Here is a 25504-nt window from a genome sequence, read left to right as displayed (position 1 = left end):
GCAACCCCCAATGATCAACCGCATCTTTCTCGCGCATCCCGCCAAAGTTGACGAAAACTTCTTTCAGCATATGGCATTCGCGCTGAAATTTTCGGGCAAGCTTTTCCTGGCGGGCGGGGCCGCAGTCGTACATGCGTTTGTCCCCTGTCTTTTCGAGAAGACCGCAAGCACGATCATTGCCGAACTCTACGCGCGCACGCACAACCGTGGATAATAGCTCAGGTCGCTCTGCACAGAAAAGGGGCCGCTGCGAAAGCGACCCCCAGGGCATTGGCAGCGTCCCGGTGTCCAGGTCTTAACCTCGCAGGGCAGCGTTCAGGTTCTCATCCACTTTTTCGAGAAACCCCATAGTGGTCAGCCACCTTTGGTCAGGCCCGACCAGCAATGCCAGATCCTTTGTCATATCACCGCTTTCCACGGTATCCACGACGACCTTTTCCAGCGTCTCTGCGAAACTAATCAGCGCGGCATTGTCATCCAGCTTGCCGCGGTGTTTCAGACCACCGGTCCAAGCATAGATCGACGCGATGGAGTTAGTCGACGTCTGCTCGCCCTTCTGGTGCTGCCGGTAATGGCGGGTCACGGTGCCATGCGCCGCTTCGGCCTCGACCGTCTGGCCGTCGGGACTCATCAGGATCGAAGTCATCAGCCCGAGTGAGCCGAACCCTTGTGCAACGGTATCCGATTGCACGTCACCGTCGTAATTCTTGCACGCCCAGACGTATCCGCCGTTCCATTTCATCGCGCAGGCGACCATGTCGTCGATCAGACGGTGCTCATAGGTAATGCCCGCTTTCTCGAACTCATCTTTGAATTCGGTATCGTAGATCTGCTGGAACAGTTCGAGGAAACGCCCGTCGTATTGCTTGAGGATCGTGTTCTTGGTGCTCAGGTACACCGGCCAGCCTAGATTAAGGCCGTAATTCAGCGATGCGCGGGCGAAATCAATGATCGACTTGTCGAGGTTATACATCGCCATGACGACACCGCTGTCGGGGGCGTCGAACACCTCGTGCTCGATCTCCGTTCCGTCCTCCCCGACGAATTTAAGCGACAGTTTGCCAGCACCGGGAAATTTGAAATCAGTTGCGCGGTATTGGTCGCCGTAGGCATGGCGCCCCACCACGATCGGCTTGGTCCAGCCGGGCACCAGGCGCGGCACATTACGGCAAATAATCGGCTGGCGGAAAATCACGCCGCCGAGGATATTGCGGATCGTCCCGTTCGGGGACCGCCACATCTTCTTGAGGCCAAACTCCTCGACGCGGGCCTCGTCCGGTGTGATGGTCGCGCATTTGACGCCGACGCCGTACTTTTTGATCGCTTCGGCCGCATCGACGGTGATCTGGTCGTCGGTTTCGTCGCGCGCTTCGATGCCCAGATCGTAATATTTCAGATCGACATCAAGATAAGGGGTTATCAGCTTTTTCTTAATGAAATCCCAGATGATACGGGTCATTTCGTCGCCGTCAAGTTCGACGATGGGGTTCTCTACCTTGATCTTGGACATGTCCGCTCCTCGGGCTGATGGATAGTCTGTGCCTAGCGTGAATCAACGCCCGCGTGAAGTCTGTATACCAATGTATACCAAAATTTTAATCGCTTTCGATCAGGCAGCGAATAGGCTAGCCCGAAATACAATCGGACAGACGACGAAAGAGTAGATTGTGAAAATCAAGCGACGGCGCGGTACCATTGCGCTTTTTCACCTATTGGGGTGTGCCAGATACGGGTGGGAACGTCTGCGCAATCGCAAATTCGATGCGCCTCCGTCGATCGAGATCGCGACTGTCGCGTCGAACGAGGGTCCCTATATCGCCGAATGGATCCACCATCATTTGAGCTTTGGTGCACAGCGTATCCACATCGCCGTGAACCGCAGCACCGATCATACCGCTCAGATTGTGCGCGCGATTGCGCAGAATGATCCGCGGGTTGTGCTCGTTGATGGTGATGCCTTCGACAAGCCCGGCGCGTCGGGTTTCAGCATTCAGACGGAATGCTATGCCCAGATCCGCAAAAGCCTGCGCAGGGCAGGGCAAGGGAATACAGTATTGCTTTTCATCGACATTGATGAATTCTGGCTGCCGCTGAATATGACAACCACGATGCCGGACTGGTTTGCACAGTCCGGCTGGCCCGTCGTGGCGACCTTCAACTGGCTGCAGGTCATCGGGGACGACACCCTGTTCGAGCCGACGGTCAAGATCAACCTGCGCGGACGCTTCGACGCGCTGGTCAAGACCGCAGCACTGGTGGATCTGCCGGTGTTCGGCATCGGTCCGCATACCGTTCTGTCGCTTTGGCCGGCGCGACGGCAAAACGGCTCCGATCTGCGCACGGGCTTGCGCGATCCCAGCCGAACGCAAACCACGCCAGACGTGCCGCCGCCGGTTTTCATCGCGCACCGAATGTTTCGCAGCCCCGTTGAATATCTCGCGATCCTGGGTCGTGACCGGCCGCACGAGCAGGGGCAGCCCTTCAAGACCAACCGCTTTGGGTACCGCGTCACCCGGTCGTCCGGCGAGAAGGTACAAATTCGGCTCGATGCTGCGAAGGTTGCGGAGATGCGGGCAGATTTTGCCGCGTTCGAGGCGACGCACAGCATTGACGACATGATGCGCGCGGACCGGGCGGCGCTGGTGCGCAAGGCCGGTGGCGTCCTGCGCCGTTATCTCGCGTTAGCGGAAAGCGAGAGAAACGAATTTGCCCATCAGTTCTCCAATCTCGACATTGCCAAGCTGCACCGCAAGGTGACCGCGCTGGAGCGGCAGATCGAGAGCGAAGGCGCCTGAAAGCCTGTGCTATTGGGCTGAGGTATCTGTATCACGGGCCCGGAAGAACGCCGCGATTCTGGCGCGCGCGTATTCCCAAAGGCCCGGCGCACCGACGGCGATTTTCGATCCCACGCGCGCGGCAATCATCTCTTCGCTGACGTTGTAGTCGGTCCAGCTCCCGCCACCTGATTGCAGGTTCTGCATCGGCGGCTGAAACCGGTCGAGGGACTTGGCGAATTTCGCGCAAGGGGTCTGCGCGGCTTCGAATTCCTCCCACATACTACGCATGACTGCGGCCTGGTCTTGGGGAAGCAGTCCAAAGATCCGGTCGGCGGCGGCCTGTTCCTGAGCCTCGACGTCGAGGGTCTCGTGATTGCCGAAAATCGGATTGTCGCCTGCGTCGATCTCGACCAGATCGTGCAGGATCAGCATCCGCAGAACGCGGTTGATGTCCACTTCGGGCTCCGCGTAGTCGGCCAGGACCAGCGCATAAAGCGTCAAATGCCAGCTGTGTTCGGCGGAGTTCTCGTAGCGCGAATTATCGCAGAGATTTGTCGCACGCACCACCGACTTGAGCTTGTCCGCCTCATTGAGGAACGCGATCTGGCGGTCGAGGCGGGCGGTCATACGTCTTTGACGTCAGTCGTGGACGAGCGGTGTAGGCGCAGCTTGTTGGCAAGGAATTTGCGGCCCTGCTGTTCGGCCATCCGCGTGCGGATCGCCGTCAGGAAAGCCTCTTCAAGGGTTTGCGACGATGCCCCCAGAACGTCACCCACCTCCATGAACAGCCGGTCCTCGCCGGTCTCTTTCTGCACGGCAAGGCATTCTTCGGCCAGCTTATTGGCCATTGCAATGACGGATTCGTCAGCCATCAGCGCGAATTCTCCGTCAGGCGGCGGCGGACATAGTCTGTCGTGGTATCGATCAGCGTATCCATGTGCGGCTCTTCAAAGAAGTGACCCGCACCTTCAATCTCGCGGTGGGTAATGGTGATGCCCTTTTGTTCGTGCAACTTATTGACGAGGCTCACCGTGTCGGCGGGCGGTGCGACGCGGTCGCCGGTGCCATTAATGATGAGGCCAGACGCGGGGCAGGGAGCGAGGAAGCTGAAATCATACATGTTGGCGGGCGGGGCGACCGAGATGAACCCAGTGATCTCCGGACGGCGCATCAGCAGCTGCATCCCGATCCAAGCACCAAAACTGAAACCGGCGACCCAGCAGTGCTTGGAATTATTGTTCATCGACTGCAGATAGTCGAGTGCGGATGCCGCATCCGACAGCTCTCCGATGCCCTGGTCGTATTCGCCCTGCGACCGGCCAACACCGCGAAAGTTGAAGCGCAGAACAGTAAAACCCATTTTGTAGAACGCATAGTGCAGATTATAGACGACCTTGTGATTCATCGTGCCGCCGAATTGCGGATGCGGGTGCAGAACGATCGCAATTGGCGCGTCGCGCTCTTTTTGCGGATGATAACGGCCTTCAAGGCGACCTTCGGGGCCGGGGAAAATGACCTCGGGCATGGGCATACTTTCTTGCAGGTCCCAAAGGGCGGAGGTAATTCTTGACGAATTCCGTCAGGCACCTTAGAACGTTTCTAAACTCTGGCATCCACAGGAGGTGGGTGGCATGCGGATCAGATAGGCAATAAGGCCGCGCGCGTCAAACAAAAGACCGCCCGGCCCGCAAGAGGACTGAATATGAAGCTGTCGACAAAAGGGCGATATGCGATGGTCGCGTTGACGGATATTGCACTTCAACCCAGCGGTGCGCTGGTGTCGCTGGGTGACATCTCGGAGCGGCAGCAGATTTCGCTGCCCTATCTGGAGCAGTTGTTCGTCAAGTTGCGTCGCGCCGATCTGGTCGCGTCGGTACGCGGCCCCGGTGGCGGCTACCGGCTTGCCCGGCCAGCCAGCGACATCCGCGTCGTGGATATCTTGAGGGCGGTCGACGAGAAGGTGGACGCGATGCACAAAGGGGCGGGGGCATCGGGCGGCGCATCCGGCAGCCGCGCGCAATCGCTGACGAACCGGCTATGGCAGGGGTTGAGCGCGAACGTCTACGTTTTCCTGCATCAGACGCGCCTGTCGGATGTCGTAAGCAACGAGCTGACCCCATGTCCGGCGGTGCCCAACCTATTCGCCGTGGTGGACGAGTGAAAGGTCCGGATATGGATATTTATGGCCAAAAGAAATGAGCAGGGTCTATCTGGATCATAATGCGACCACCCCTTTGCGGGTGGAGGCGCGGGCGGCAATGCTTGCAGCGATGGATGTGGCTGGCAATCCGTCTTCGGTGCATGCCGAAGGGCGGGAAGCGAAGAGGGTTGTGGAACGCGCGCGCGCTCAGGTTGCGGAGCTGGTCGGATGCAGGACAACGCAGGTGGTGTTTACCGGCAGCGCGACCGAGGCGGCTGCGCTGGCGGTTGCGCAGAAGGGGCGGCATGGCGGATCTTTCGTAGCGTTGCCGACCGAACACGATTGTGTTGCGGTCTGGAGCGAATCCGAGATCAACGGGTTACTCGACACTGCCGGGAAAATGAGGGGGTGCGAGGGTACGCTTGCGCATGAGGCTTTGGTCGGCATCTCGGCGGCGAACAGCGAGACCGGCATCGTGCGACCGGGCGCGCGTGTCGCGGGCAGTGGGAAGAACTATTCCACCCTGTGCGACATAACGCAAATTGCCGGAAAAATGCCGGTACTTTTCGAGGATGTGACGCCTTCCTACGCGATTTTGTCTGCTCACAAGCTGGGTGGACCCAAGGGCGTAGGTGCGCTGATCAACTTTACCGCAGAGGATCCGGAAGCGATGATTCGGGGCGGAGGGCAGGAGATGGGCCGGCGGTCCGGGACGGAGAACGTCATCGGGATTGCGGGGTTTGGTGCCGCTGCCCAAGCCGCGCGCCACGATGTTGCAACGGGGGTGTGGGACGAAGTGGCTCAGTTTAGAAATATTCTAGAGAATGCTATTGCGGCGGTCACAAACAAGACTATTTTTGTCGGGAAAGCGGTCGAGCGGCTACCGAATACGTCGCTGATACTGACCCCCGGCTGGAAAGGGGAGACGCAGGTAATGCAGATGGATTTGGCGGGTTTCGCTGTGTCTGCAGGGTCTGCCTGCTCTTCGGGCAAGGTAAAATCGAGCAAGGTGTTGACCGCGATGGGATTCGATGAGCAAGAGGCCGCCTGTGCGATCCGGGTGTCGCTCGGGCTTGAGACCACGAAGCGTGATGTATTGCGATTTGCGGATGCCTGGGCGGCGAAATACGAGAAACACGAGATGCGGGCGGCGTAAGTCCGAAGCGAGAGGAAGATGATCATGGACGACGGAATGGTAAAAGAAGGTGTCGATCAGGAGACCGTGGATGCGGTGCGCGAGGTCGGCGGCGCTTACAAGCATGGCTGGTCGACGGACATCGAGATGGACTATGCGCCGCTGGGTCTATCACCTGACATCGTCAGACTGATCTCGGAGAAAAACGAAGAACCGCAGTGGATGACCGATTGGCGGCTGGAGGCTTATGAGCGCTGGTTGACGAAGAAGGAGCCCAACTGGGCGATGGTCGAATATCCGGAAATCGATTTTCAGAAACAGTATTATTATGCCCGCCCCAAGAGCATGGCCGTGAAGCCGAAGTCCCTCGATGAGGTCGATCCGAAGCTCTTGGAAACCTACAAAAAGCTGGGCATTCCGCTGAAAGAGCAGGCCATTCTTGCCGGCGTCGAGGGGGCCGAAGAGATGTCCAAAGAGCCGCGCCGCGTGGCTGTGGATGCGGTTTTTGATTCCGTCTCCGTCGGGACAACATTTCAGGCCGAACTGAAAAAGGCGGGCGTGATCTTCTGCTCAATCTCGGAGGCGATCCGGGAGCATCCCGAGCTGGTTAAGAAATATCTCGGGTCGGTCGTGCCTGTGTCCGACAACTTCTACGCGACGCTCAATTCTGCCGTGTTTTCTGACGGGTCGTTTGTCTACGTGCCGCCGGGCGTGCGCTGCCCGATGGAGTTGTCCACCTATTTCCGGATCAACGCGGAAAACACCGGCCAGTTCGAACGGACACTGATCATCGCCGACAAGGGCAGCTATGTGTCCTATCTAGAGGGTTGCACCGCACCCCAGCGCGACGAGGCACAGCTGCACGCGGCGGTCGTCGAGATCATCATCGAAGAGGATGCCGAGGTTAAATACTCGACCGTTCAGAACTGGTACCCCGGCGACGAGAACGGCAAGGGCGGTATCTACAACTTTGTGACCAAGCGCGCCGATTGTCGGGGCGACCGGGCCAAGGTGATGTGGACGCAGGTCGAAACCGGATCGGCCGTAACGTGGAAGTACCCGTCGTGCATCCTGCGCGGTGACGACAGCCAGGGCGAGTTTTATTCCATTGCCATCGCCAACAACATGCAGCAGGCCGATACCGGCACCAAGATGGTTCATCTGGGCAAGCGGACGAAATCGCGGATCGTTTCCAAGGGGATCAGCGCGGGCAAGGCGCAGAACACCTATCGCGGCCTCGTTTCCATGCACCCCAAGGCCAAGGAATCGCGCAACTACACCCAATGCGACAGCTTGCTGATCGGCGACAAATGCGGCGCCCATACCGTGCCTTATATCGAGGTCCGGAACAATTCGAGCCGTGTTGAGCATGAGGCGACGACGTCGAAGGTGGACGATGACCAGCTGTTCTACTGCCGCTCACGCGGTATGGACGAGGAAGAAGCTGTGGCGCTTGTCGTAAACGGGTTCTGCAAGGACGTGCTTCAGGCGTTGCCGATGGAGTTCGCGATGGAAGCGCAGGCATTGGTGGCGATCTCGCTCGAAGGATCGGTGGGCTGATGCAGAGGCTGTTCAAGGAAACCGGCGTCGCCGCCGTGATCTTTGCCGCGCTCAGTGCCGTGTTCGGTTTCGGTATGACCGAAGGCGAGGGCTGGCAGGTACTGGTTCTCAATACCGCGATCTTCGCGGTCTTCTATTTCTGCGTCGGGCTTGCCATCCGATACTTCAAAGGACGGAACTCATGATTGTGACGACCACCAATACGGTCGAGGGGCGGCCCGTCAGCGCCTATCACGGCATCGTGGTGGGTGAGGCGATCATGGGCGCGAACATCGTGCGCGATATGTTCGCCCGGGTCACCGATATCGTCGGCGGCAGATCGGGCCAGTACGAAGTTAAACTGCGCAGCGCGCGGGAAACGGCGATGGCCGAGATGGAGGACGAGGCGCGCGCGAAAGGTGCCGATGCTATTGTCGGGATCGACATCGATTACGAAATTATCTCGGATAGCATGATGATGGTGTCCGTTTCCGGCACGGCCGTATCGCTGGACCGATGAAACAGGATGCTTCCCCTTCGCCGCTCCGCCTGCATTGGTGGAAAGCGGAGCCGAATTTCGGCGATGCGATCAATCCGCTGATCGTGGGGCACATGTCTGGCCGTGCGGTCGAACATACCGGGCCGCGCAACGCGGATCTGTTCGCCGTCGGGTCGCTGCTGCAGGTGGTCAAGCGAGGCCACAAGGAGCCGCGCGAGGGGGACAGGGTTTGCGTCTGGGGCACCGGTCTGATCCGGCCCGTGTTCGGTCACGAGTTTCTGGAGAATGTTGATGTGGCGCTTCTGCGTGGGCCGATCACGGCGGCGCTTGTCAAATATCACGCGCGACAATTCGGCGATCCGGGTCTGCTGATCGACGAGGTTTTGCCCTTCGACGGGACCGTGGCCGACCGGATTGGCATCGTGCCACATTACACGCAGATCGACGACCCCAGGCTGCTGGCGTTCGTCGCATCGGATTCGGCGTATCTGCTGATTGATCCGCGCGATGATACGGCGGAGGTCTGCCACAAGATTGCGGGGTGCGCCCATGTTCTCGCATCGTCGTTGCACGGTCTGATTGTGGCCGACGCTTACGGCGTCGCAAACACGTGGATAGAACCCGAAGGTCAGTCGTGGCTCAAGTATCTCGATTACGCGACATCTGTGGGGCGCACGGACATGAAAGCGCCCAAGCGCCTCGATGAAATCAACGGTGCCGCGAATGGTACCATCACCTATCACGACGGGATTGCAGCGGCGCGGGACGCGTTGCACGACAGCTTTCCCGACAAATTCAAAGCCGACGCCAGGCGTCGACAGGTCCGCCCGGCGCGGACAGCAACCTATTGAAAAGGAGCACTTCCATGCTGAGCATCAAAAATCTCGCGGTCAAACTCGAAGACGAGGACAAACAGATTCTCAAGGGCGTCGACCTTGAAATCGAAGCGGGCAACGTCCACGCGATTATGGGGCCAAACGGGTCGGGCAAATCGACGCTGTCGTACGTCCTGTCGGGCAAGGGAGGCTATGAGGTGACGGACGGCTCTGCCGAGCTCGAAGGCGTTGACCTGCTGGACATGGAACCCGAAGAGCGTGCGGCGGCTGGTTTGTTCCTGGCGTTTCAATATCCGGTCGAAATTCCCGGTGTGGGCAACATGACGTTCCTGCGGACTGCCGTGAACGCGCAGCGCAAGGCGCGGGGCGAAGAGGAAATGTCGGCGGCCGAATTTCTCAAGGTGGTGCGGACACGCGCCAAAGAACTCAAGATCGACGCGGATATGCTTAAACGCCCAGTGAACATGGGGTTTTCCGGCGGCGAGAAAAAGCGTAACGAGATCCTCCAAATGGCAATGCTTGAGCCAAAGATGTGCATCCTGGACGAAACGGACTCAGGTCTGGACGTAGACGCGATGAAACTGGTCGCCGAGGGTGTGAACGCCCTGCGCTCCGAGGGCCGCGGATTTTTGGTGATCACCCACTACCAGCGGCTTCTCGATCACATCAAACCCGATGTGGTGCACATCATGGCGGACGGCCGCATCATCAAGACGGGCGGACCCGAACTGGCGCTGGAAGTCGAGAACAATGGATACGCCGATATTCTTGCCGAGGTGGCGTAATGGCCGAGCTTGCAGCAAAATCCGATCCTACCGAGGCGATGATTGCCAGCCTGACGCTGCCCAATGCGACGTGGGCAAAACCGGCGCGGGAAGGCGCACTTGCACGGTTGCGTCAGTCCGGTTTGCCTACCCGGCGCGACGAGTATTGGAAATACACTCGGCCTGATACGCTGACGCAAGTAACTGCGCCGGAGGCAGAGGTGCTTGTGACTGACGAAGCGCCAATGTTCGACGGGACCGACCGGTTGAAGATCGTTTTCGTGGACGGCGTGTTCGACGCTGAGGCGTCCGACGATCTGAGCCTCGAAGGCATTTCGATCGAACGTCTGGCGGACGCGCAAAGCGATCTGCACTGGGCAAAATCCCTGTACGGCGTTTTGGAGGAACGAGGCCAGACCCCCGTTTCGCGTCCACTGGCAGCACTAAATACCGCCTTTGCGACAGATGGTGTATTGATCCACGTCAAAGGGAAAACGTCCAAGCCGGTGAACCTGATTTATCGCCACGAAACAAATACGTCCGACGCGATCCTGCACAACTGTGTGAAGTTGGAGCCGGGTGCGGAGATGACCCTGTTGGAAAACGGGCCGGCGGCTGCACGCTTTAACAAGGTGCTTGAGGTCGATGTTGCCGATACCGCGTCTTTTCATCACGTGCGTGCGCAGGGACGCGATCATGAACGGCGCGCCGTGACCCATATCTTTGCCCGGCTCGGAGCGCAAAGCGCGTTCCGCTCGTTCACGATGACCGTGAATGGCCAACTGACGCGCAACGATTGCGTGATCGAGATCACAGGCGATGACGCGCTGGCGCATGTCGCCGGTGCCTGCGTCGGCGATGGCGATTTCCACCACGATGACACCGTGTTCATCACCCACGACGCGTTGAACGGTGAAAGCCGCCAGGTCTTCAAGAAAGTGCTCAGAAACGGCGCGACAGGCGTCTTTCAGGGCAAGATCCTTGTAAAGGCCGGTGCGCAGAAGACCGATGGCTATCAGATCAGCCAATCCCTGCTGCTGGACGACGATAGCCAGTTTCTCGCCAAGCCGGAACTTGAGATCTACGCCGACGATGTGGCGTGTTCGCATGGATCGACGTCGGGCGCCATCGACGAGGATGCGATGTTCTATCTGCGCTCGCGCGGGGTGTCCGAGGGTGAGGCGACGGATCTGTTGACGTTGGCATTCCTCGCCGAAGCTGTCGAGGAAATCGCGCAAGAGGATCTGCGCGAAGACATCAACGCCCGTATGGGCGCATGGCTGCAGCGACACCGGAGCTGAGATGGCCCTGACACAGGACATCGCAGCGACCTACAAAAGCCCCGCGCGCGTGACCTCACGGTTTCTCGCGCAGGGTCGCAATGAGGTGCGCGGTCTGCTTTTCCTGCTGATCGCGGGTCTTTTGGCGTTTGTGGCCTCGACCCCGTTTCAGGCTCGTGAAGCGCAGCTCGACCCCGATGTGCCGCTGATCGCGCGGCTTTATTGGAGCGCGTTCTTCTGTGTCTTCATCCTGCCGTTGCTGGTCTATTTCTTTGCCGCTGTCGTTTGGGTTCTGTCGCGTATCGCGCGGCGCCGGATCAGCGGCTACGCCATCCGGTTCACTCTGATCTGGGCCTTTCTCGCGTCCACACCGGTCCTTCTGCTTCTGGGTCTTACAGCGGGTTTTGTCGGACCGGGGGTGCAGGTTCAGGTTGTCAGCCTGATCTGGCTTGCGGTATTCGGCTGGTTCTGGGCCGCGGGTCTTTTGACAGCGGAGGACGGAACATGATCGACCGCGGCGCCGTTAAAGATCTCGTTCTGGAAACGGTCCGGAGCCCCGGCACCGCCGCGCAAAAGATCATGGCGTTGCGCTTTAGCCGCGACACGCTTTGGACAGCGCTGTTTCTGGCCGCAGCGGCAAACAGCATCATCTACAGCTTTTCGGTGTTGTTGTACGATACGGCCGCTCTCCCACCATTTTTGACCAACCCATTGATCTTTTTCGTAATCATCAGCGGCGTTCTGGTGATGAGCGTGCATGCCTTCTATTGGACGGGCCGCGCCGCCGGCGGTAGTGGTGATCTGGGGGATTTGCTGGCGTTAATGGTCTGGCTGCAGGCATTGCGCGCTGTCGCGCAGTTCGTGCTGTTTGTCCTGACGTTGCTGTCGCCGATCATGGCGCAATTCTTCTCGCTGATCATCGGCGCATTGGGGCTTTGGATCACGGTTAATTTTGTCACACAGGCCTTGCACCTGCGCAGCCTGCTTCACGGTCTGGGCGTATTGCTGTTGGCCGCTGTCGGGCTCGTGTTCGGGCTGCTGTTACTGGGCGGGCTGATCGGCCTGACCGCTATGGGGATACCTGCAAATGTATGATGTCAGCGAAGTGCGCGGCGACTTTCCGATTCTGTCGCGGGAGGTGAATGGCAAGCCGCTGGTCTATCTCGATAATGGCGCGTCCGCGCAAAAGCCGCAGGTCGTGATTGACGCCATCACGCAGGCCTACGGTGTTGAGTATGCGAATGTCCATCGTGGCCTGCACTATCTGTCCAACCTTGCGACAGACAAGTATGAGGCCGTGCGCGGTACGGTCGCGCGCTTTCTCGGGGCGCCCGATGAGGACGAGATCGTCTTTACTTCTGGCACCACCGAAGCGATCAATCTGGTGGCCTATGGTTGGGCCATGCCGCGGATGCAGGCGGGCGACGAGATCATCCTGAGCGTGATGGAACACCACGCGAATATCGTGCCTTGGCATTTCCTGCGCGAACGGATGGGCATCGTCTTGAAATGGGTCGATGTGGACAGTACCGGGGCGCTCGATACCCAAGCAGTGATCGATGCGATGGGTCCCAAAACCAAATTGATCGCAATTACGCACCTTTCCAATGTGTTGGGAACCGTGGTTGATGTGAAATCAATTACTGCTGCCGCGCACAAAGAAGGCGTGCCCGTTCTGGTGGATGGATCGCAGGCTGCCGTTCACATGCCCGTGGATGTATCCGACATCGGGTGCGACTTCTATTGCGTTACGGGGCACAAGCTTTATGGCCCGTCGGGCTCCGGCGCGATCTATATTAGATCAGACCGTATGAAGGAAATGCGGCCGTTTCTGGGTGGCGGAGACATGATCCGCGAAGTGACCAAAGAAACTGTGACCTACAACGATCCGCCGATGAAATTCGAGGCCGGAACGCCGGGGATCGTGCAGACCATCGGTCTCGGTGTGGCGCTGAATTACATGATGGACATCGGCATGGAGCAAATTGCGGCGCACGAGGCCTCCTTGCGCGATTACGCGGTGAAGAAGCTTGGCGGTCTGAATTGGATACAGTTACAGGGAACGACTGCGGAGAAGGCCGCGATCTTCAGCTTTACGATGGACGGCGCCGGCCACCCACATGACATCTCGACCATTCTCGACAAGAAGGGCGTGGCCGTGCGCGCGGGTCAGCATTGCTGCGGCCCGCTGATGGCGCATTTAAAGATCAACGCCAGTTGCCGTGCCTCGTTTGGCATGTACAACACCACCCAGGAAATCGATGTGCTGGTAGACGCGCTGGAACTGGCCCACGACCTTTTTGCGTGATCTGCCTTTCCTGCAGTTTTTTGAATTGCAGGGACGGGACAGGGCGACTATACCGCCCACACGTGGTCCCATAGCTCAGCTGGATAGAGTGCTCGCCTCCGAAGCGAGAGGTCGCTGGTTCGAATCCAGCTGGGACCACCATGCATCGGCATCGTCCCGAAAATCAGGTCTGCACCACGTCGCCCGGATCTCTGTGTAAACGAGTCAGGTCGGCAATTATCGTGAGATTCCCGCACCCCGAACGAACATCGCTATCAGGAGAGTGCATAATGGCCACCGAGACCTTTGCCCGTACCGGCCAAACCGACCACACGACCAGCTATTATGCCGCCAGCGCCAATGCTGCGCCGGAGCGGCCGCCACTGCAAGGGGATCGGCACATCGATATTTGCGTAGTTGGTGCTGGATACAGCGGCTTGTCGACGGCACTGCACCTGGCGGAAAAGGGCTATAGGGTCGCGATCATCGAGGGTGCAAAAGTTGGCTGGGGGGCGTCGGGGCGCAACGGTGGCCAGATCGTCAACGGTCTGAACGCGAGCCTGCAAACGATCAAGAAACGCTACGGTCAGGACACAGCCAATTTCGCCGCGAGCCTCGTGCAGGAGGGCGGCGAGATAATCCGCGAGCGGGTCACGACTTATAACATCAACTGCGATCTCAAGCCCGGCAATATCTTTACGGCTTTTACCCCCGCACACATGAAAGAACTCGAGGCACGCCGCGCGCTCTGGGCAAGCTATGGCATCGAAAATCAGGACATGCTCGATAAATCGGAGCTGCGTGAGCACATCGGCTCTGACCTGTACGAAGGCGGCATGATCGACCACACGGGCGGTCACATCCACCCGCTCAACCTGTGTCTGGGCGAGGCCGCTGCCTTTGAGCGGCTGGGCGGTGTGATCTACGAGCAATCGCCGGTCATTCACTGCGATACCGAGACCGCACGGCCCATGGTGAAAACCGCGAACGGCACGATGACGTGCGGCACGCTGGTGCTGTGCGGCAATGCCTATCTGGGCCAGGTCGTTCCGACCCTGACCGCGCGTGTCATGCCCGTATCTACCCAGATGATGGCGACGGAGCCTTTGGGGTCCGACCGGGCGAAAGCCCTGCTGCCGACGGATAAATGCATCGAAGACGTCCGCTATATCCTCGATTACTTTCGGCTTTCCGCCGACAAGCGGCTGATCTTCGGCGGCGGCACCGTTTACGGAGGGACCGATCCGGCGAACGTGGAAGCAAAGCTGCGGCCTGCGATGGAGAAGGTCTATCCGAGCCTGAAAGGCGTCAAAATCGACTTCGCGTGGAGTGGCAATTTCGCGCTGTCGTTCAGCCGTGTGCCGCAACTGGGGCGTCTGGGGACGAACACCTATTTCGCACATGGCTATTCTGGTCATGGCGTGACCGGATCACACACATTCGGCAAGATCCTTGCTCAGGCAATTGACGGGGATAGAACACGGTTTGACGTATTTGCCGGTGTGAAGTGGTACCCGTTCCCCGGTGGCAGGATATTTCGTGTGCCGTATTCGATGGCCGGGTCGTGGTACTACGCAATGCGTGACCGGTTGGGCCTCTAGGCAAATCGCGGGGGACGCTGTGGGTCCGTTACGGAAGGTCCGGGTTGTCCCGGACCTCCTGGGTTTCTGCATCAGGTTTATTCCGCCACGCAATCGGCGAAATACTGCACCGACCCATCCGATCCGACCTCTTGGACCAGACCGTGGATATCGGTTTCAAAACCGGGGCACTCTCGCGCGAACGCGCGGTTGAACTTCAGGTATTCTACGATTTTCGTGTTGAACACTTCTCCCGGTATCAAAAGCGGAATACCCGGAGGATAGGGTGTGACAAGGCTTGTCGTAATGCGTCCTTCAAGCGCGTCGATCGGCACACGTTGGGTCGACCGTTTCGCGATGTGGGCATACGCATCCGACGGTTTCATCGCGGGGGTCAGATCGCTCAGGTATATACCCGTCGACAGGACCGCCACGTCATATTTGGCGTAGAGTTCATGCACATTCTGGCAAAGATCCTGCATCCCGGTTTGCTCGTACCGGGGCTGTTTCGCACAGAAGTCCGGCATCGCACGCCACATCGGCGTGTTTTTCGCATAGTCATCCTTGAACTGCTGCAACGCGGTCAGCAACGTGTTCCAACGGCCCTTGGTGATGCCAATCGTGAACATCACGAAAAAGCTGTAAAGCCCTGTTTTCTCGACCACAACCCCGTGTTCGGCCAGGTATTTGGTGACGATCGATGCGGGAATACCGGTCTCTTCAAAGCGCCCGTCAAGGTTGAGTCCCGGGGTGATGATGGTCGCCTTGATCGGGTCGAGCATGTTGAAACCGGGCGCCATATCGCCGAAATCATGCCACGACTCCTCGCCATCGGCGGGCTGCACGCCTTCGGCATCGGTTTTCTTTAATACCCAGTCTTGCGCACTGCCGATGCCTTCATCGCCCAGTACCTCGGGCCCCCAGACCTGGAACCACCAGTCATCGTCGCCGAACTCTTCGTCGACCTTGCGCATGGCGCGGCGAAAATCCAGTGCTTCGGCGATGCTCTCCTCGACCAGCGCGGTTCCGCCCGGTGGTTCCATCATCGCCGCCGCCACATCGCAACTGGCGATGATGCTGTACTGCGGACTGGTGGAGGTGTGCATCAGGTAGGCCTCATTGAACAGATGTCTGTCCAGCTTGGTTTCCTGACTGTCCTGCACCAACACATGGCTCGCCTGGCTGATCCCGGCCAGCAGCTTGTGGATTGACTGCGTCACATAGGTAACTGATTTCTTGGGCCGATCCCGTTTGCGGCCCATCGCGTGGAAGCTGCCGTAGAACGGATGGAAAGAGGCGTGGGGAAGCCAGGCCTCGTCAAAATGGAAGTTCTCGACGTAGCCATCGAGCAGATCCTTGATCGTCTCGGTGTTGTATAGAACACCGTCATAGGTCGATTGCGTGATCGTCATGATCCGCGGCTGAACGGTGTCGGGATCGACACCGGCAAGCAGGGGGTTGGCGCGAATCTTGTCCTTGATCGTTTCAATATTGAACTCGCTGCGCGGGATCGGGCCGATGATGCCGAAATGGTTGCGCGTCGGACGCAGAAAAACGGGGATAGCACCCGTCATCATGATGCTGTGCAAAATAGACTTGTGGCAGTTGCGGTCCACCACGACCACGTCACCGGGCGCGACGGTGTGATGCCAGACCATCTTGTTCGAGGTAGAGGTGCCGTTGGTCACGAAAAAGCAGTGATCGGCGTTGAAGATCCGCGCGGCATTGCGCTCGGACGCGCCGATGGCGCCGTTGTGGTCCAGCAGTTGGCCCAGCTCTTCGACCGAGTTGCATACATCGGCGCGCAGCATGTTCTCGCCGTAGAACTGATGATACATCTGCCCGATTGGGCTTTTCAGAAACGCGACGCCACCCGAATGGCCCGGACAATGCCACGAGTAGGAACCGTCCTCGGCATAGTCGAGCAAAGCCTTGAAAAACGGCGGCTGAATGCCTTCGATATACAGCTTCGCCTCCCGGATGATGTGCCGCGCGACGAATTCGGGCGTGTCCTCGAACATATGAATGAAACCGTGCAACTCGCGCAGAATGTCGTTCGGCAGATGTCGGCTGGTCTTGGTCTCACCGTAAATATAGATCGGCACATCCGCGTTCTTGCGACGGACCTCTTCGACAAAGCTGCGCAGATTGGTAATCACCGGATCGACGTCCGGACCGGGGCTGAACTCTTCATCGTCTATCGAGAGGATAAAGGCGCTGGCGCGCGATTGCTGTTGCGCAAATTGCGAAAGGTCGCCGTAACTCGTGACCCCCAATACTTCGAACCCTTCGCCTTCGATCGCCTGAGCGACGGCGCGGATGCCAAAGCCTGACGAGTTCTCGGACCGAAAATCTTCGTCGATGATGACGACGGGGAAGTGAAACTTCATTATCGTTCTTTCCAGATGAACTGCAGGGTAAAGGCACAACACGCCATCGCTCCCTGACTTGCGATGGCCGACCGACGCGGCTCGGACCTTGTTTGTTTCGGTCTATCCGTCCGCAGTCAAGTGCTGGCACCACGATCCGCTATCTCTTGCGGGGTCTGAACGGGTTGGCCTGCCTAGCGTCCACTTTTGGAGCGCAGCAGGGACAGCATCTCGGGCATCCCGCGCTCTTGCGTGCAGCACATTACCTGTGTGTCGATATGCGCAACGTCAGCTTGGGTGTTGCTTCGCAGAAGACCTTCAACAGCGTCCTTTGCAGCCTGTCCGAGTTCCTGTGCCGAGGTTTGCGATCCGAATGACAGAACCGCCACGCTTCCATCAGGTAAATGACACATCAAACAGCGTCGATTGGCCAGGGCCCGCTCCACGCCGGCGTATAGTTCGGCCATGCGGGCTTGCGCGGCGGGTCCTTCGGGCACGGGTGTCAAAGATACAACCGTCAACGCGGTTTTGGGAAGCCGCGATATGCAATTCTCCATCGCGAACGCTTGCTCCCGGATGGTCGAGGGTTCAGTGCCTTTGGGGTCAGGTTTGGATAACGCCTCGATCCTCTTAACGACGTGTTCGAGTTCGGGCAATTCGAATGGTTTGACGATGTAATCGAATGCGCCCGCAATGAAGGCGTCCTCGATATGACGGGCATCGCCAAGCGCGCTCAACATCACGATCCGGGCGCGTCGGTGCAACGGGTGTTCAATGACCTGACGAAGGAGCGAGATCCCGGACATTCCGGGCAAATTCACATCCAGCAAAATAAGATCGAAGGCCTCGGTGTGCCGTTCCATCTGCCGGGTCGCGTGATCGGCAGATGGGGCTACATGGATGTCGCTATATCCCAACGTTTCAAGAAACAACTCGATAATTTCGAGAATTGTCGGATCATCATCTATCGCCAGAATGCGCATGTTCGTCAGGAACCTTTGGTTGCGCCTGATTTGAAGCGCCACAATCCAATAAGGTCAAGGCAATGAACAGCGCGGTTGATCTAGACCATAGATATCGTTGCGCAAACGTGCAACCAAAACAGATCCAAAATCAAAATAAATTATCGTGTTTGTATTCAATATCAGATGCTTATTATTAAAACTGAAGGTCTTGCATTAACTTCGAGAGCCCGATGATCCGGAAGGAAGGGCGGCGCACCTGTACGCCGCCCTCAGGCTTGGCCGGTTCGACCTCAACCGCGACGGCGACCACCCGAACGGCCCGCGCGGCCCCTGCCTTCCTGACCGGCTTTCGGGGCGATCTTGTTGGACCTGATCCAGTTGGTCCCGTTCGGATCGCGGTCGAACAGGAAATTGGCGGCCCGGATCGCCTCCATCTCGGATCCGGCACGCGGGATCGTTGACCCCATACCGAAAAGCTGGACGAAGGCTTCGTCGTCCATCCCCTCGGGCAGAACCACACCCAACGCCTCAAGCTCCGCTTTCTTCTCGGCGATCTTTTTCGGACCGACGGGCAGGGCGACCGGGTTCATGATTGCGGATGTCATACCCGCCCCCATCGCCATCGGCAGAAACGCATTGTTGATGCCATGCCGGTTGGGCAGACCAAAACTGATATTAGATGCGCCGCAGGTGGTATTGACGCCCAATTCCTCGCGTAAACGGCGCACAAGGGTAAAGACCTGATGACCCGCTGTCGCCATCGCCCCGATCGGCATCACCAGCGGATCGACCACGATGTCATGCGCGGGAATACCGAAATCGGCGGCGCGTTCGACGATCTTTTTCGCGACCGCAAAGCGGACTTCGGGATCCTCGGAAATACCAGTATCGTCGTTCGAAATCGCGACGACCGGGACATTGTATTTCTTCACCAGTGGCAGCACCAGTTCCAGCCGCTCTTCCTCGCCGGTGACGGAATTGAGCAGGGGTCGGCCCTCGCAAGCCTCCAGCCCGTTTTTGAGCGCGCCAGGAACCGAGCTGTCGATGCAGATCGGGCAATCGGTCACGGCCTGAACATGACGGATCATTTCGGGCATCAGAGTCGGTTCGACAAAATTGTTGTCGGCATAGCGGGGGTCTTCGGCCATCTTGTTAGAGAACACCGCACCTGAATTGACGTCGAGTATCGTCGCACCGGCGTTGACCTGCGCCACCGCATCGGCTTCTACACGCGAAAAATCACCGCGTTCCAGCTCTTCCGCCATGATCTTGCGCCCGGTAGGATTGATCCGTTCCCCGATCACGCAGAACGGCTGGTCGAAGCCGATGATTGCGGTTTTGGTTTTGGATTCGACGATCGTTCTGGTCATAGAGATGTCCTTAAGAGGCTTTTGCGGGCACGGCAGCGGTGCCGCCGTTGGTCTGCGCCCATGTCGCGTTTGTCTTGATCCCGCCCAGCGGGAAGAAGTGCACATGGCTGACGTTCCAGTCGGGGTTCTCGGCCTTGTGCGCTGCCAGCTCCGTGATCACATCCGTAGGCTCGTAAGGCAAGAGCAGCTTTGTCACGTCCATCGCACGCTTTTGCAGGACCTTCAGCGACGGGCCGACGCCGCAAGCGATGGCGAATTTGATCAACGTCTGCAATTTGGCCGGTCCCGCAATGCCGATGTGGATCGGCAAAGTGATACCGGCGTAATTCAGGCTGTCGGCCCATTCGATGATCGGCTGCGCCTCAAAGGCGAATTGCGTCGCGATTGCCATCTTTGCATCCGTCCGGCTTTGGAACGCGTTCTTCCATTTCAACGCCTCATCGACCCGCAAGCGTCCGCCATCCATGTCAATGTCACGGTTGCCTTCGGGGTGGCCCGCGACGTGCAGCCGTTCGAACCCTGCCTCATCGAACAACCCTGTCTCCAAAAGCTGCATGGAATCACTGAAGTCGCCCACAGGCGAAGCAACGCCGCCCGCCAGCACCAACGCCTGCTTTACATCCGCCTCACCCTGATAACGCGCGATCCAGTCGGCCAGCGTCGCGCGGTCCTTGATGATACGTGCTGGGAAATGCGGCATGACATTGTAGCCATCGGCGTTGAGCCGGGCGGCGGTGGCGACCATATCCTCGATCGGGGTGCCTTCGATGTGGGCGATGTACACGCGCGTCCCGGCGGGCAGCAGCGCGGAGAAATCCTCGATCTTCTCCGCGGTGCGCGGCATTACCTCGATCGAGAAGTCATGCAAGAAGGCCTCGACCTTTGCATCGGTTGTCGCGGGCACGGTTTCTTTTCTGCGAAAGTTCAGCAAAGCCATCACATGGCTCCTTCCTGTATCAAAGAGAGGGTGCAGGGTTCAGGCCCAGCCGTCATTGGCGATCAGCGCCTTGATGCGCGCGCGGTCGTATTCCGCGTCGATCCGGGCGGCCTCGGCATCGGCCACGGCGGCATCGTCGCCCTCGACGGTGTAGGGATCGGCCTTGCGCCATTCGGCGAGATAAGCGTCAGTGTCTTCCGCCCCCACCTTCATCGCCGCGCGGTCAATCGCCTGTTCGAATCGCTCGGGCAGGGGCCGCTTCTGTCCGCGCCGCCCCTTGCCGACGATGACCTGGGCGGGAATGTCCCGCCAGTAGACGATGACAACTTCGGCCATAAGTGATTCCCCTTGTGCGATACGCGCATGTGCTGCGCTTTCTCTAACGGAAGGCTGATCCCGGACAAAGGCGGTTTTCGACAAAAAGCCACCCTTCCGCGACCTTGCCCATTCTTCCACGACACCTCTATAGTACCTGAGAGCAGCAGATCCGGAAAGTTCAGCCCGATGGCTATCACGATAAAAGCGCATCGCATCGCCTATATGGCGCTGCCGAAAGCTGCGTGCAGCACCGTCAAACAGACCCTTGCCAAGATCGACCCCGCCTACGGGCGAAAGTTCGAGAAGGCGGGCGCGCCCGTGCTGAACCCCGAACATGTGCTTTATCCGACGCGTCGTTTCCGGCCGCACCGCTGGGAGGCGCTGGAGGGGTGGTGGCGGTTCTGCGTCGTGCGTGACCCCGCGAAACGGTTGATTTCATGCTATACCAACAGGGTGGTCCAGCTGAAAGATCTTCACAACAGCCGCAAACTGATCCGCGGGGCCGTCGATCTTCCGATGGACCCTGACCCGGATTTCTTCTTCCAGAACCTCGTGGCCTACCGAAGAGCTGCGTCTGTCATCAAACATCATGCGCTGCCCGCTGATATGTTTCTCGGCGATGACCTGAGCGTCTATGACCGTGTCTATCCGATCGAAGAGCTGGACCAGTTGATGAAAGATCTGGGTGCCCGCTGCGGCACCGACGTAACGCTGGTGCGGAAAAACAAGAGCGGCGGCGGCCTCGGTATCGAGGATCTGAAACCGGAAACCCGCGATAGCCTGCGTCCTCATATGGCGCGCGAATACGCGCTGCTTGGCGGGTACTATGAAAACCCGCTGCAATAAGCCTTCGGTGTTGCAGAGTGACCACTTGCGTACGGACCCGCCGCACCATACTCTGCCGCCAACTCGTAATGAAAGGCGCAACTCATGGCGCCAAAGCGCTCCAGAGGTGCGGGCGCGCTCGAACGTAAAAAGAAGACGGCTCTGAGCCCCGCGCCAGTTTCGTCCGGATCGAACGACCTTTATGCGGCCTTGGATCTGGGCACAAATAGCTGCCGCATGTTGATCGCCCAGCCGAAAGGCGGCGGTTTTCATGTGGTGGACAGCTTTTCCAAATCCGTGCAGCTTGGTGCGGGGCTGGAAAGAACCGGGCGTTTGTCGCGCGGATCGATGACGCGCACCGTTCAGGCATTGCGCATTTGCCAACAGAAACTGCGCCGGAACAAGGTCACGCGCATGCGACTCGTCGCGACCGAAGCCTGCCGCCGTGCGCTGAACGGAGACGAGTTCATGCGCCGGGTCACCCGCGAAACCGGGCTGCGCCTCGACATCATCGCGCCTGAACAGGAAGCGCAGCTTGCCGTTATTTCCTGCGCGCCTCTGGTCAGCCCGAAAACCGAGAACCTGCTTGTCGTAGATATCGGCGGCGGTTCGACCGAGCTTGTCTGGATCGACATTTCAGAGGTGCCGCCGAAGGATCGCGCGCAATCCATCATGCGGCTGCACGGTGGATTTCTTCAGGCGAAAACGGATGTGCCCGCCGCGCGCGTGGTCGATTGGATCAGCGTGCCGCTCGGCGTGGCGACGCTGCGTGACCAGTTCTCTGATGTCGAAGACGATGCTGCGCGTTTCGCGCTGATGAGTTGGTTTTTCGAGGAGAACCTCACCGATTTCACCCCCTACCAATCTGCACAGCCGCAGGAACGCTTTCAGATCGTCGGCACGTCGGGTACAGTCACGACCGTCGCGGCAAGCCACCTTGGCTTGCGCCGATACGACCGGACCAAAGTGGACGGGCTAAGCATGACGTCGGTCCAGATCGACAAGGTGATCCACAGCTATCTCGCGATGGGACCGGTCGGCAGGCGCGAGGATCCGTGCATCGGGCACGACCGATCCGCGCTGATCATGTCGGGGGCGGCGATCCTGCAGGCCTTGATGCGCTGCTGGCCTACCGACCGGCTCAGCGTCGCGGACCGCGGCCTGCGCGAAGGGCTGCTTTATGCCCAGATGAGCGCCGATGGCGTTCTTGAAGAGGGAATTTTCTGATGGGCAAAACCCCTACGGGCAAGAATACATCCGGCCGCGGCCAGCGCGATCTGAAGGTAAAGGTCAAATCCGCGCGCGGACGCAAGCTCAGTTCCACGCGCTGGTTGCAGCGCCAGCTTAACGATCCGTATGTCAAACGCGCGCGTGCCGAAGGCTATCGCGGGCGCGCCGCCTACAAGATCATGGAATTGGACGACAAATACCGGTTTCTCGTGCCCGGCGCGCGCATCGTCGATCTGGGTGCCGCGCCCGGCGGGTGGTGCCAGGTGGCGGTCAAGCGGTGCAATGTTCTGGCGGAGCGCGGCGGAAAGGCCGTGGGTACGATCCTTGGAATTGACCTTCAGGAAATGGAACCGATTGCCGGGTGCGAATTGCACCAGCTCGATTTCATGGAAGACGATGCCGATCTGAAGGTGAAGGCGTGGCTGGGCGGCAAGGCCGACGTCGTGATGTCCGACATGGCCGCCGCATCCTCGGGCCATAAGCAAACCGACCACCTGCGCATCATCGCGCTTTGCGAGGCAGCTGCCTATTTCGCCTTCGACGTGCTGGACGAGGGTGGTACGTTCGTGGCCAAGGTTCTGGCTGGGGGCGCGGAGGGTGAGCTTCAGAAGCTGCTGAAACAGCGATTTCGCAAGGTCGCGAATTTCAAGCCGCCAGCGAGCCGTGCGGACAGTTCCGAAAAATTTGTCGTGGCGATCGGGTTCAAAGGCGACCCGGCGGAATAATTCCGCAGGCTGAGGCGAGGGAGGTTCATGCAGTAAATTGGTTCGGGGCGTCCCGGACCACACCCTGAACCGAGCGGCTGTTTAGTGGTTGAACCGCTCGGCCGGATCAGGTCGACAGGAGTTCTTGCGCTCGGTCACAGCATGGACCCAGTGGTTTCCATTCTAGACAACGCGCGGTACCGAGCATCGGTAGTTTGGTTTGTCCTGACGCTCCCACGTCATAAGCGTTAACGAGACAACTGCGCGAAGGCAGCAAGGTTGTGAATCAACATAAGCCGCATCTAGAGGTGCTTCGTGAACACTTGAGCAGGGGTCAGGATCCTGCCACCCGCAGACACGCACCATCTGCGAACTGTGAAACAGTCCACGACAGGTATTATGTCTCATCATACCGCGCGACAGTACCGCACGTGCGTCCAGCGAATGGCGCCGTGGGTGCTGTCCATGTCTGTGGACGGGGTCACAAGGCTGTTTCAGATCCGTGATCACGGTAACAGCGCTCCGTGCAAATATTGACGAAGCTGGGGTCATTGTCGTTGGGAGACGCTTGATGACCGCACAAATATGGATCGCACTCGCTACCGCGAACTTCCTTGCAGGCCTGGCACCGGGTCAGAATGTTGCGCTCATGGGGGCGGCGGTCGCACGGTCCGGTCCGGCCGGAGGCGGGTTTGCCATGCTGGGAATCCTGTGGGCCGAAATCGCCTGGGCGGCCCTCGCCATCCACCTGACCTTCGGGGCACGCGAGTTGGCTGGCGACACGTATTTCCTGTTGCAGATTGCAAGCGCGGGGGTGTTGATCTGGTTCGGGTTCGGTGCCTTGCGCGAAAGGGGGCCGAACCGGTGCGATCAAGCTGCGCCGTGGTATTGCTGGCCTTGTTGGCGACGGTGTGTTCGTCGGTTTTGCTAACCCATTGGCGCTGGTATTCTTTCTATCTGTCTTTCCCGCGTTCGTACCGCCGGGGACCAACGGCACGGGTGCCGTTTTCTTTTTCGTCTCCGCAATCGTGGCATCGTGAGCCGCGGGGCTGGTGCCCTATATCGTCGCGGGCGGCATGTTGCGGCGTGCCGGTCACACCACTGTTTTGCAATGGGTATCGGGCGGGGCGCTAATGGAGGCGGGCGGGTTGCTGCTGCTGAATATCACGATCTGACCGGTGTTTCGCGCGGCAGGTTTCATGCAACAGTCGCGCCAGCGCCGCGTTCGCGCAGCCCGTCCATGTCGGTCACGACAATATGCCCTTCAGCCATCTGAACCAGGCCGTCATGGACCATCGACATTAGTCGCTTGTTGACCGCTTCGCGCGTCACACCAAGCATTTGGCCCAGATCGGTCTGCGAGAACTTTCGTATCAGGTGCACGTTGTCGGCTTTCGTGACGCCATGCGCCGTGGCCAGATCGAAAATCACACGCGCAAGGCGTGCGTCCAGACCGTGAAATGCAAAGCCGCCGAGCACATCATTATTGCGCCGCAGGATTTCGCACAAAAGCTGCACGATGTGTCTGGTGAACGTCGGGTCCTTATCCAGCAGGTCGTCCACGACCCTTTTGGGCAGAAACAGGCATTCCCCGCTTTCGATACCGGTCGCACTCGCGGTACGTGGTAGTCCATCCAACAGCGCTATCTCGCCGAAAGGATCTCCCGGCTCGAGAAGGGAAAGGGTCAGTTCCTTACCATCTTCATTGGCGATCCAGATCCGCACGAGTCCCGACAGTACAATCCGCAGACCGTCCGCCGCATCCCCCGTCGCAAACAGCATTTCGGCGCGATGGAACCGCACGATCCGGCTGGCCCCGGCGATTCGGTCGATGTTTTCCCGATCCGCAGCACTGAAAATAAAACATTTGCGGATCGCCTCTGCCATCACTTCGTGCTGCATGCCGTTCGCCTCCTGCAAGGGGGACAGGCTGCACGTTGTACGCTTTT

30 protein-coding genes and 1 tRNA gene are annotated in these 25504 nt (G+C 59.0%); 21 read left to right on the top strand and 10 right to left on the bottom strand.

The features are described from left to right. The first annotated feature begins 10 nt into the window (after positions 1 to 10). Positions 11 to 214 carry a DUF6356 family protein gene (locus Q1A06_RS04445; RefSeq protein ID WP_299559164.1) on the top strand — a complete coding sequence of 68 codons (204 nt, stop codon included), beginning with the start codon at positions 11 to 13 and terminating at the stop codon, positions 212 to 214. An 81-nt stretch (positions 215 to 295) separates the two neighbouring features. On the opposite strand, the gene Q1A06_RS04440 is transcribed toward Q1A06_RS04445, so the two are convergent. Next, on the bottom strand, positions 296 to 1510 hold the full coding sequence (locus Q1A06_RS04440) for an NADP-dependent isocitrate dehydrogenase (RefSeq protein ID WP_299559161.1): 1215 nt from the start codon (positions 1508 to 1510) through the stop codon (positions 296 to 298). A 157-nt stretch (positions 1511 to 1667) separates the two neighbouring features. On the opposite strand from Q1A06_RS04440, the gene Q1A06_RS04435 reads away from it, so the two are divergent. Continuing rightward, positions 1668 to 2795 (top strand): glycosyltransferase family 2 protein, encoded by a 1128-nt coding sequence (locus Q1A06_RS04435; RefSeq protein WP_299559158.1) that lies wholly within the window; start codon positions 1668 to 1670, stop codon positions 2793 to 2795. A 9-nt stretch (positions 2796 to 2804) separates the two neighbouring features. Here the strand turns inward: Q1A06_RS04435 and Q1A06_RS04430 are convergent, their stop codons facing one another. Genes Q1A06_RS04430 through Q1A06_RS04420 form a run of 3 tightly spaced genes read right to left on the bottom strand, consistent with a single transcriptional unit; the run spans position 2805 to position 4302 of the window. Beyond that, a complete protein-coding gene (locus Q1A06_RS04430) occupies positions 2805 to 3404 on the bottom strand; it encodes an HD family hydrolase (protein WP_299559155.1) in 600 nt (199 codons plus the stop codon). Further along, entirely contained in the window at positions 3401 to 3649 is a 249-nt protein-coding gene (locus Q1A06_RS04425; RefSeq protein WP_299559153.1) for a hypothetical protein, read from the bottom strand. Before Q1A06_RS04425 ends, Q1A06_RS04430 begins: the two co-directional genes overlap by 4 nt. Next, positions 3649 to 4302 carry an alpha/beta hydrolase gene (locus tag Q1A06_RS04420; protein ID WP_299559150.1) on the bottom strand — a complete coding sequence of 218 codons (654 nt, stop codon included), beginning with the start codon at positions 4300 to 4302 and terminating at the stop codon, positions 3649 to 3651. The genes Q1A06_RS04425 and Q1A06_RS04420 overlap by 1 nt, the downstream gene beginning before the upstream one ends. 177 nt (positions 4303 to 4479) lie before the next feature. Between Q1A06_RS04420 and Q1A06_RS04415 the strand changes: the two genes are divergently transcribed. From Q1A06_RS04415 to Q1A06_RS04355, 13 genes are all read left to right on the top strand, one after another. After that, entirely contained in the window at positions 4480 to 4938 is a 459-nt protein-coding gene (locus tag Q1A06_RS04415; RefSeq protein ID WP_299559147.1) for an Rrf2 family transcriptional regulator, read from the top strand. Between the two features lie 34 nt (positions 4939 to 4972). Beyond that, entirely contained in the window at positions 4973 to 6073 is a 1101-nt protein-coding gene (locus tag Q1A06_RS04410) for an aminotransferase class V-fold PLP-dependent enzyme (RefSeq protein ID WP_299559144.1), read from the top strand. A 24-nt stretch (positions 6074 to 6097) separates the two neighbouring features. Then, on the top strand, positions 6098 to 7612 hold the full coding sequence (gene sufB, locus Q1A06_RS04405) for a Fe-S cluster assembly protein SufB (RefSeq protein WP_299559141.1): 1515 nt from the start codon (positions 6098 to 6100) through the stop codon (positions 7610 to 7612). Then, complete coding sequence (locus Q1A06_RS04400) at positions 7612 to 7797, top strand: hypothetical protein (protein WP_299559139.1); 186 nt, start codon at positions 7612 to 7614, stop codon at positions 7795 to 7797. The genes sufB and Q1A06_RS04400 overlap by 1 nt, the downstream gene beginning before the upstream one ends. Further along, on the top strand, positions 7794 to 8111 hold the full coding sequence (locus Q1A06_RS04395) for a YbjQ family protein (protein ID WP_299559136.1): 318 nt from the start codon (positions 7794 to 7796) through the stop codon (positions 8109 to 8111). Before Q1A06_RS04400 ends, Q1A06_RS04395 begins: the two co-directional genes overlap by 4 nt. Further along, positions 8108 to 8941, top strand: coding sequence for a polysaccharide pyruvyl transferase family protein (locus tag Q1A06_RS04390; protein WP_299559133.1), 834 nt, complete (start codon positions 8108 to 8110; stop codon positions 8939 to 8941). Before Q1A06_RS04395 ends, Q1A06_RS04390 begins: the two co-directional genes overlap by 4 nt. Positions 8942 to 8955: 14 nt before the next feature. Then, complete coding sequence (sufC, locus tag Q1A06_RS04385; RefSeq protein WP_299559130.1) at positions 8956 to 9711, top strand: Fe-S cluster assembly ATPase SufC; 756 nt, start codon at positions 8956 to 8958, stop codon at positions 9709 to 9711. After that, positions 9711 to 10991: a Fe-S cluster assembly protein SufD gene (gene sufD, locus Q1A06_RS04380; protein ID WP_299559127.1), complete on the top strand. Its 1281-nt coding sequence runs from the start codon at positions 9711 to 9713 to the stop codon at positions 10989 to 10991. Before sufC ends, sufD begins: the two co-directional genes overlap by 1 nt. Position 10992: 1 nt before the next feature. Then, positions 10993 to 11478 carry a YIP1 family protein gene (locus tag Q1A06_RS04375; RefSeq protein ID WP_299559124.1) on the top strand — a complete coding sequence of 162 codons (486 nt, stop codon included), beginning with the start codon at positions 10993 to 10995 and terminating at the stop codon, positions 11476 to 11478. Then, a complete protein-coding gene (locus Q1A06_RS04370; protein WP_299559121.1) occupies positions 11475 to 12065 on the top strand; it encodes a YIP1 family protein in 591 nt (196 codons plus the stop codon). The genes Q1A06_RS04375 and Q1A06_RS04370 overlap by 4 nt, the downstream gene beginning before the upstream one ends. Continuing rightward, the gene (locus tag Q1A06_RS04365) at positions 12058 to 13278 is read left to right on the top strand and encodes a cysteine desulfurase (protein WP_299559119.1); all 1221 of its coding nucleotides are present in this window, start codon (positions 12058 to 12060) and stop codon (positions 13276 to 13278) included. Before Q1A06_RS04370 ends, Q1A06_RS04365 begins: the two co-directional genes overlap by 8 nt. Positions 13279 to 13342: 64 nt before the next feature. Then, positions 13343 to 13419 (top strand) — tRNA-Arg (locus Q1A06_RS04360). A 128-nt stretch (positions 13420 to 13547) separates the two neighbouring features. Then, complete coding sequence (locus tag Q1A06_RS04355) at positions 13548 to 14858, top strand: FAD-binding oxidoreductase (protein WP_299559116.1); 1311 nt, start codon at positions 13548 to 13550, stop codon at positions 14856 to 14858. Between the two features lie 77 nt (positions 14859 to 14935). Here the strand turns inward: Q1A06_RS04355 and Q1A06_RS04350 are convergent, their stop codons facing one another. From Q1A06_RS04350 to Q1A06_RS04330, 5 genes are all read right to left on the bottom strand, one after another. Continuing rightward, entirely contained in the window at positions 14936 to 17227 is a 2292-nt protein-coding gene (locus tag Q1A06_RS04350; protein ID WP_299559113.1) for an arginine/lysine/ornithine decarboxylase, read from the bottom strand. Positions 17228 to 17400: 173 nt separating this feature from the next. After that, positions 17401 to 18189, bottom strand: a complete 789-nt coding sequence (locus Q1A06_RS04345) for a response regulator (protein WP_299559110.1) — start codon at positions 18187 to 18189, stop codon at positions 17401 to 17403. A 272-nt stretch (positions 18190 to 18461) separates the two neighbouring features. Then, positions 18462 to 19541: a methyltetrahydrofolate cobalamin methyltransferase gene (locus Q1A06_RS04340; RefSeq protein ID WP_299559108.1), complete on the bottom strand. Its 1080-nt coding sequence runs from the start codon at positions 19539 to 19541 to the stop codon at positions 18462 to 18464. A gap of 10 nt (positions 19542 to 19551) precedes the next feature. After that, positions 19552 to 20478, bottom strand: a complete 927-nt coding sequence (locus Q1A06_RS04335; protein WP_299559105.1) for a methylenetetrahydrofolate reductase — start codon at positions 20476 to 20478, stop codon at positions 19552 to 19554. A gap of 39 nt (positions 20479 to 20517) precedes the next feature. Beyond that, positions 20518 to 20814 (bottom strand): virulence factor, encoded by a 297-nt coding sequence (locus Q1A06_RS04330; RefSeq protein ID WP_299559102.1) that lies wholly within the window; start codon positions 20812 to 20814, stop codon positions 20518 to 20520. A gap of 168 nt (positions 20815 to 20982) precedes the next feature. Between Q1A06_RS04330 and Q1A06_RS04325 the strand changes: the two genes are divergently transcribed. From Q1A06_RS04325 to Q1A06_RS04305, 6 genes are all read left to right on the top strand, one after another. Next, entirely contained in the window at positions 20983 to 21642 is a 660-nt protein-coding gene (locus Q1A06_RS04325; RefSeq protein ID WP_299559099.1) for a sulfotransferase family 2 domain-containing protein, read from the top strand. An 84-nt stretch (positions 21643 to 21726) separates the two neighbouring features. Continuing rightward, complete coding sequence (locus tag Q1A06_RS04320; protein ID WP_299559096.1) at positions 21727 to 22848, top strand: Ppx/GppA phosphatase family protein; 1122 nt, start codon at positions 21727 to 21729, stop codon at positions 22846 to 22848. Continuing rightward, positions 22848 to 23576, top strand: coding sequence for an RlmE family RNA methyltransferase (locus Q1A06_RS04315; RefSeq protein WP_299559093.1), 729 nt, complete (start codon positions 22848 to 22850; stop codon positions 23574 to 23576). The genes Q1A06_RS04320 and Q1A06_RS04315 overlap by 1 nt, the downstream gene beginning before the upstream one ends. 550 nt (positions 23577 to 24126) lie before the next feature. Continuing rightward, entirely contained in the window at positions 24127 to 24486 is a 360-nt protein-coding gene (locus tag Q1A06_RS04310) for a hypothetical protein (protein ID WP_299559090.1), read from the top strand. Then, positions 24392 to 24595 (top strand): LysE family transporter, encoded by a 204-nt coding sequence (locus Q1A06_RS21010; protein ID WP_366523491.1) that lies wholly within the window; start codon positions 24392 to 24394, stop codon positions 24593 to 24595. The genes Q1A06_RS04310 and Q1A06_RS21010 overlap by 95 nt, the downstream gene beginning before the upstream one ends. A 12-nt stretch (positions 24596 to 24607) precedes the next feature. Next, positions 24608 to 24730 carry a hypothetical protein gene (locus Q1A06_RS04305; RefSeq protein ID WP_299559087.1) on the top strand — a complete coding sequence of 41 codons (123 nt, stop codon included), beginning with the start codon at positions 24608 to 24610 and terminating at the stop codon, positions 24728 to 24730. A 22-nt stretch (positions 24731 to 24752) separates the two neighbouring features. Here Q1A06_RS04305 and Q1A06_RS04300 read toward each other — a convergent pair whose 3' ends face one another. Beyond that, positions 24753 to 25457 (bottom strand): Crp/Fnr family transcriptional regulator, encoded by a 705-nt coding sequence (locus Q1A06_RS04300; RefSeq protein WP_299559084.1) that lies wholly within the window; start codon positions 25455 to 25457, stop codon positions 24753 to 24755. Positions 25458 to 25504 lie beyond the last annotated feature (47 nt).

It is taken from the genome of uncultured Sulfitobacter sp., assembly GCF_947497275.1.
Taxonomy (GTDB): Bacteria; Pseudomonadota; Alphaproteobacteria; order Rhodobacterales; family Rhodobacteraceae; genus Sulfitobacter.
Note: the sequence above shows the minus strand (reverse complement) of the source record. Positions and strands in the feature narration are given on the sequence as shown.

What these genes read in the sequence shown, in the direction of transcription:
- Q1A06_RS04420 (WP_299559150.1), bottom strand. Translation starts at nt 4,302, where the DNA reads ATGCCCGAGGTCATTTTCCCCGGCCCCGAAGGTCGCCTTGAAGGCCGT.
- Q1A06_RS04415 (WP_299559147.1), top strand. Translation starts at nt 4,480, where the DNA reads ATGAAGCTGTCGACAAAAGGGCGATATGCGATGGTCGCGTTGACGGAT.
- Q1A06_RS04355 (WP_299559116.1), top strand. Translation starts at nt 13,548, where the DNA reads ATGGCCACCGAGACCTTTGCCCGTACCGGCCAAACCGACCACACGACC.
- Q1A06_RS04430 (WP_299559155.1), bottom strand. Translation starts at nt 3,404, where the DNA reads ATGACCGCCCGCCTCGACCGCCAGATCGCGTTCCTCAATGAGGCGGAC.
- Q1A06_RS04375 (WP_299559124.1), top strand. Translation starts at nt 10,993, where the DNA reads ATGGCCCTGACACAGGACATCGCAGCGACCTACAAAAGCCCCGCGCGC.
- sufB (WP_299559141.1), top strand. Translation starts at nt 6,098, where the DNA reads ATGGACGACGGAATGGTAAAAGAAGGTGTCGATCAGGAGACCGTGGAT.
- Q1A06_RS04445 (WP_299559164.1), top strand. Translation starts at nt 11, where the DNA reads ATGATCAACCGCATCTTTCTCGCGCATCCCGCCAAAGTTGACGAAAAC.
- sufD (WP_299559127.1), top strand. Translation starts at nt 9,711, where the DNA reads ATGGCCGAGCTTGCAGCAAAATCCGATCCTACCGAGGCGATGATTGCC.
- Q1A06_RS04395 (WP_299559136.1), top strand. Translation starts at nt 7,794, where the DNA reads ATGATTGTGACGACCACCAATACGGTCGAGGGGCGGCCCGTCAGCGCC.
- Q1A06_RS04440 (WP_299559161.1), bottom strand. Translation starts at nt 1,510, where the DNA reads ATGTCCAAGATCAAGGTAGAGAACCCCATCGTCGAACTTGACGGCGAC.
- Q1A06_RS04365 (WP_299559119.1), top strand. Translation starts at nt 12,058, where the DNA reads ATGTATGATGTCAGCGAAGTGCGCGGCGACTTTCCGATTCTGTCGCGG.
- Q1A06_RS04410 (WP_299559144.1), top strand. Translation starts at nt 4,973, where the DNA reads ATGAGCAGGGTCTATCTGGATCATAATGCGACCACCCCTTTGCGGGTG.
- Q1A06_RS04300 (WP_299559084.1), bottom strand. Translation starts at nt 25,457, where the DNA reads ATGCAGCACGAAGTGATGGCAGAGGCGATCCGCAAATGTTTTATTTTC.
- Q1A06_RS04350 (WP_299559113.1), bottom strand. Translation starts at nt 17,227, where the DNA reads ATGAAGTTTCACTTCCCCGTCGTCATCATCGACGAAGATTTTCGGTCC.
- Q1A06_RS04400 (WP_299559139.1), top strand. Translation starts at nt 7,612, where the DNA reads ATGCAGAGGCTGTTCAAGGAAACCGGCGTCGCCGCCGTGATCTTTGCC.
- Q1A06_RS04345 (WP_299559110.1), bottom strand. Translation starts at nt 18,189, where the DNA reads ATGCGCATTCTGGCGATAGATGATGATCCGACAATTCTCGAAATTATC.
- Q1A06_RS04320 (WP_299559096.1), top strand. Translation starts at nt 21,727, where the DNA reads ATGGCGCCAAAGCGCTCCAGAGGTGCGGGCGCGCTCGAACGTAAAAAG.
- Q1A06_RS04315 (WP_299559093.1), top strand. Translation starts at nt 22,848, where the DNA reads ATGGGCAAAACCCCTACGGGCAAGAATACATCCGGCCGCGGCCAGCGC.
- Q1A06_RS04425 (WP_299559153.1), bottom strand. Translation starts at nt 3,649, where the DNA reads ATGGCTGACGAATCCGTCATTGCAATGGCCAATAAGCTGGCCGAAGAA.
- Q1A06_RS04325 (WP_299559099.1), top strand. Translation starts at nt 20,983, where the DNA reads ATGGCTATCACGATAAAAGCGCATCGCATCGCCTATATGGCGCTGCCG.
- sufC (WP_299559130.1), top strand. Translation starts at nt 8,956, where the DNA reads ATGCTGAGCATCAAAAATCTCGCGGTCAAACTCGAAGACGAGGACAAA.
- Q1A06_RS04370 (WP_299559121.1), top strand. Translation starts at nt 11,475, where the DNA reads ATGATCGACCGCGGCGCCGTTAAAGATCTCGTTCTGGAAACGGTCCGG.
- Q1A06_RS04335 (WP_299559105.1), bottom strand. Translation starts at nt 20,478, where the DNA reads ATGGCTTTGCTGAACTTTCGCAGAAAAGAAACCGTGCCCGCGACAACC.
- Q1A06_RS04340 (WP_299559108.1), bottom strand. Translation starts at nt 19,541, where the DNA reads ATGACCAGAACGATCGTCGAATCCAAAACCAAAACCGCAATCATCGGC.
- Q1A06_RS04390 (WP_299559133.1), top strand. Translation starts at nt 8,108, where the DNA reads ATGAAACAGGATGCTTCCCCTTCGCCGCTCCGCCTGCATTGGTGGAAA.
- Q1A06_RS04330 (WP_299559102.1), bottom strand. Translation starts at nt 20,814, where the DNA reads ATGGCCGAAGTTGTCATCGTCTACTGGCGGGACATTCCCGCCCAGGTC.
- Q1A06_RS04310 (WP_299559090.1), top strand. Translation starts at nt 24,127, where the DNA reads ATGACCGCACAAATATGGATCGCACTCGCTACCGCGAACTTCCTTGCA.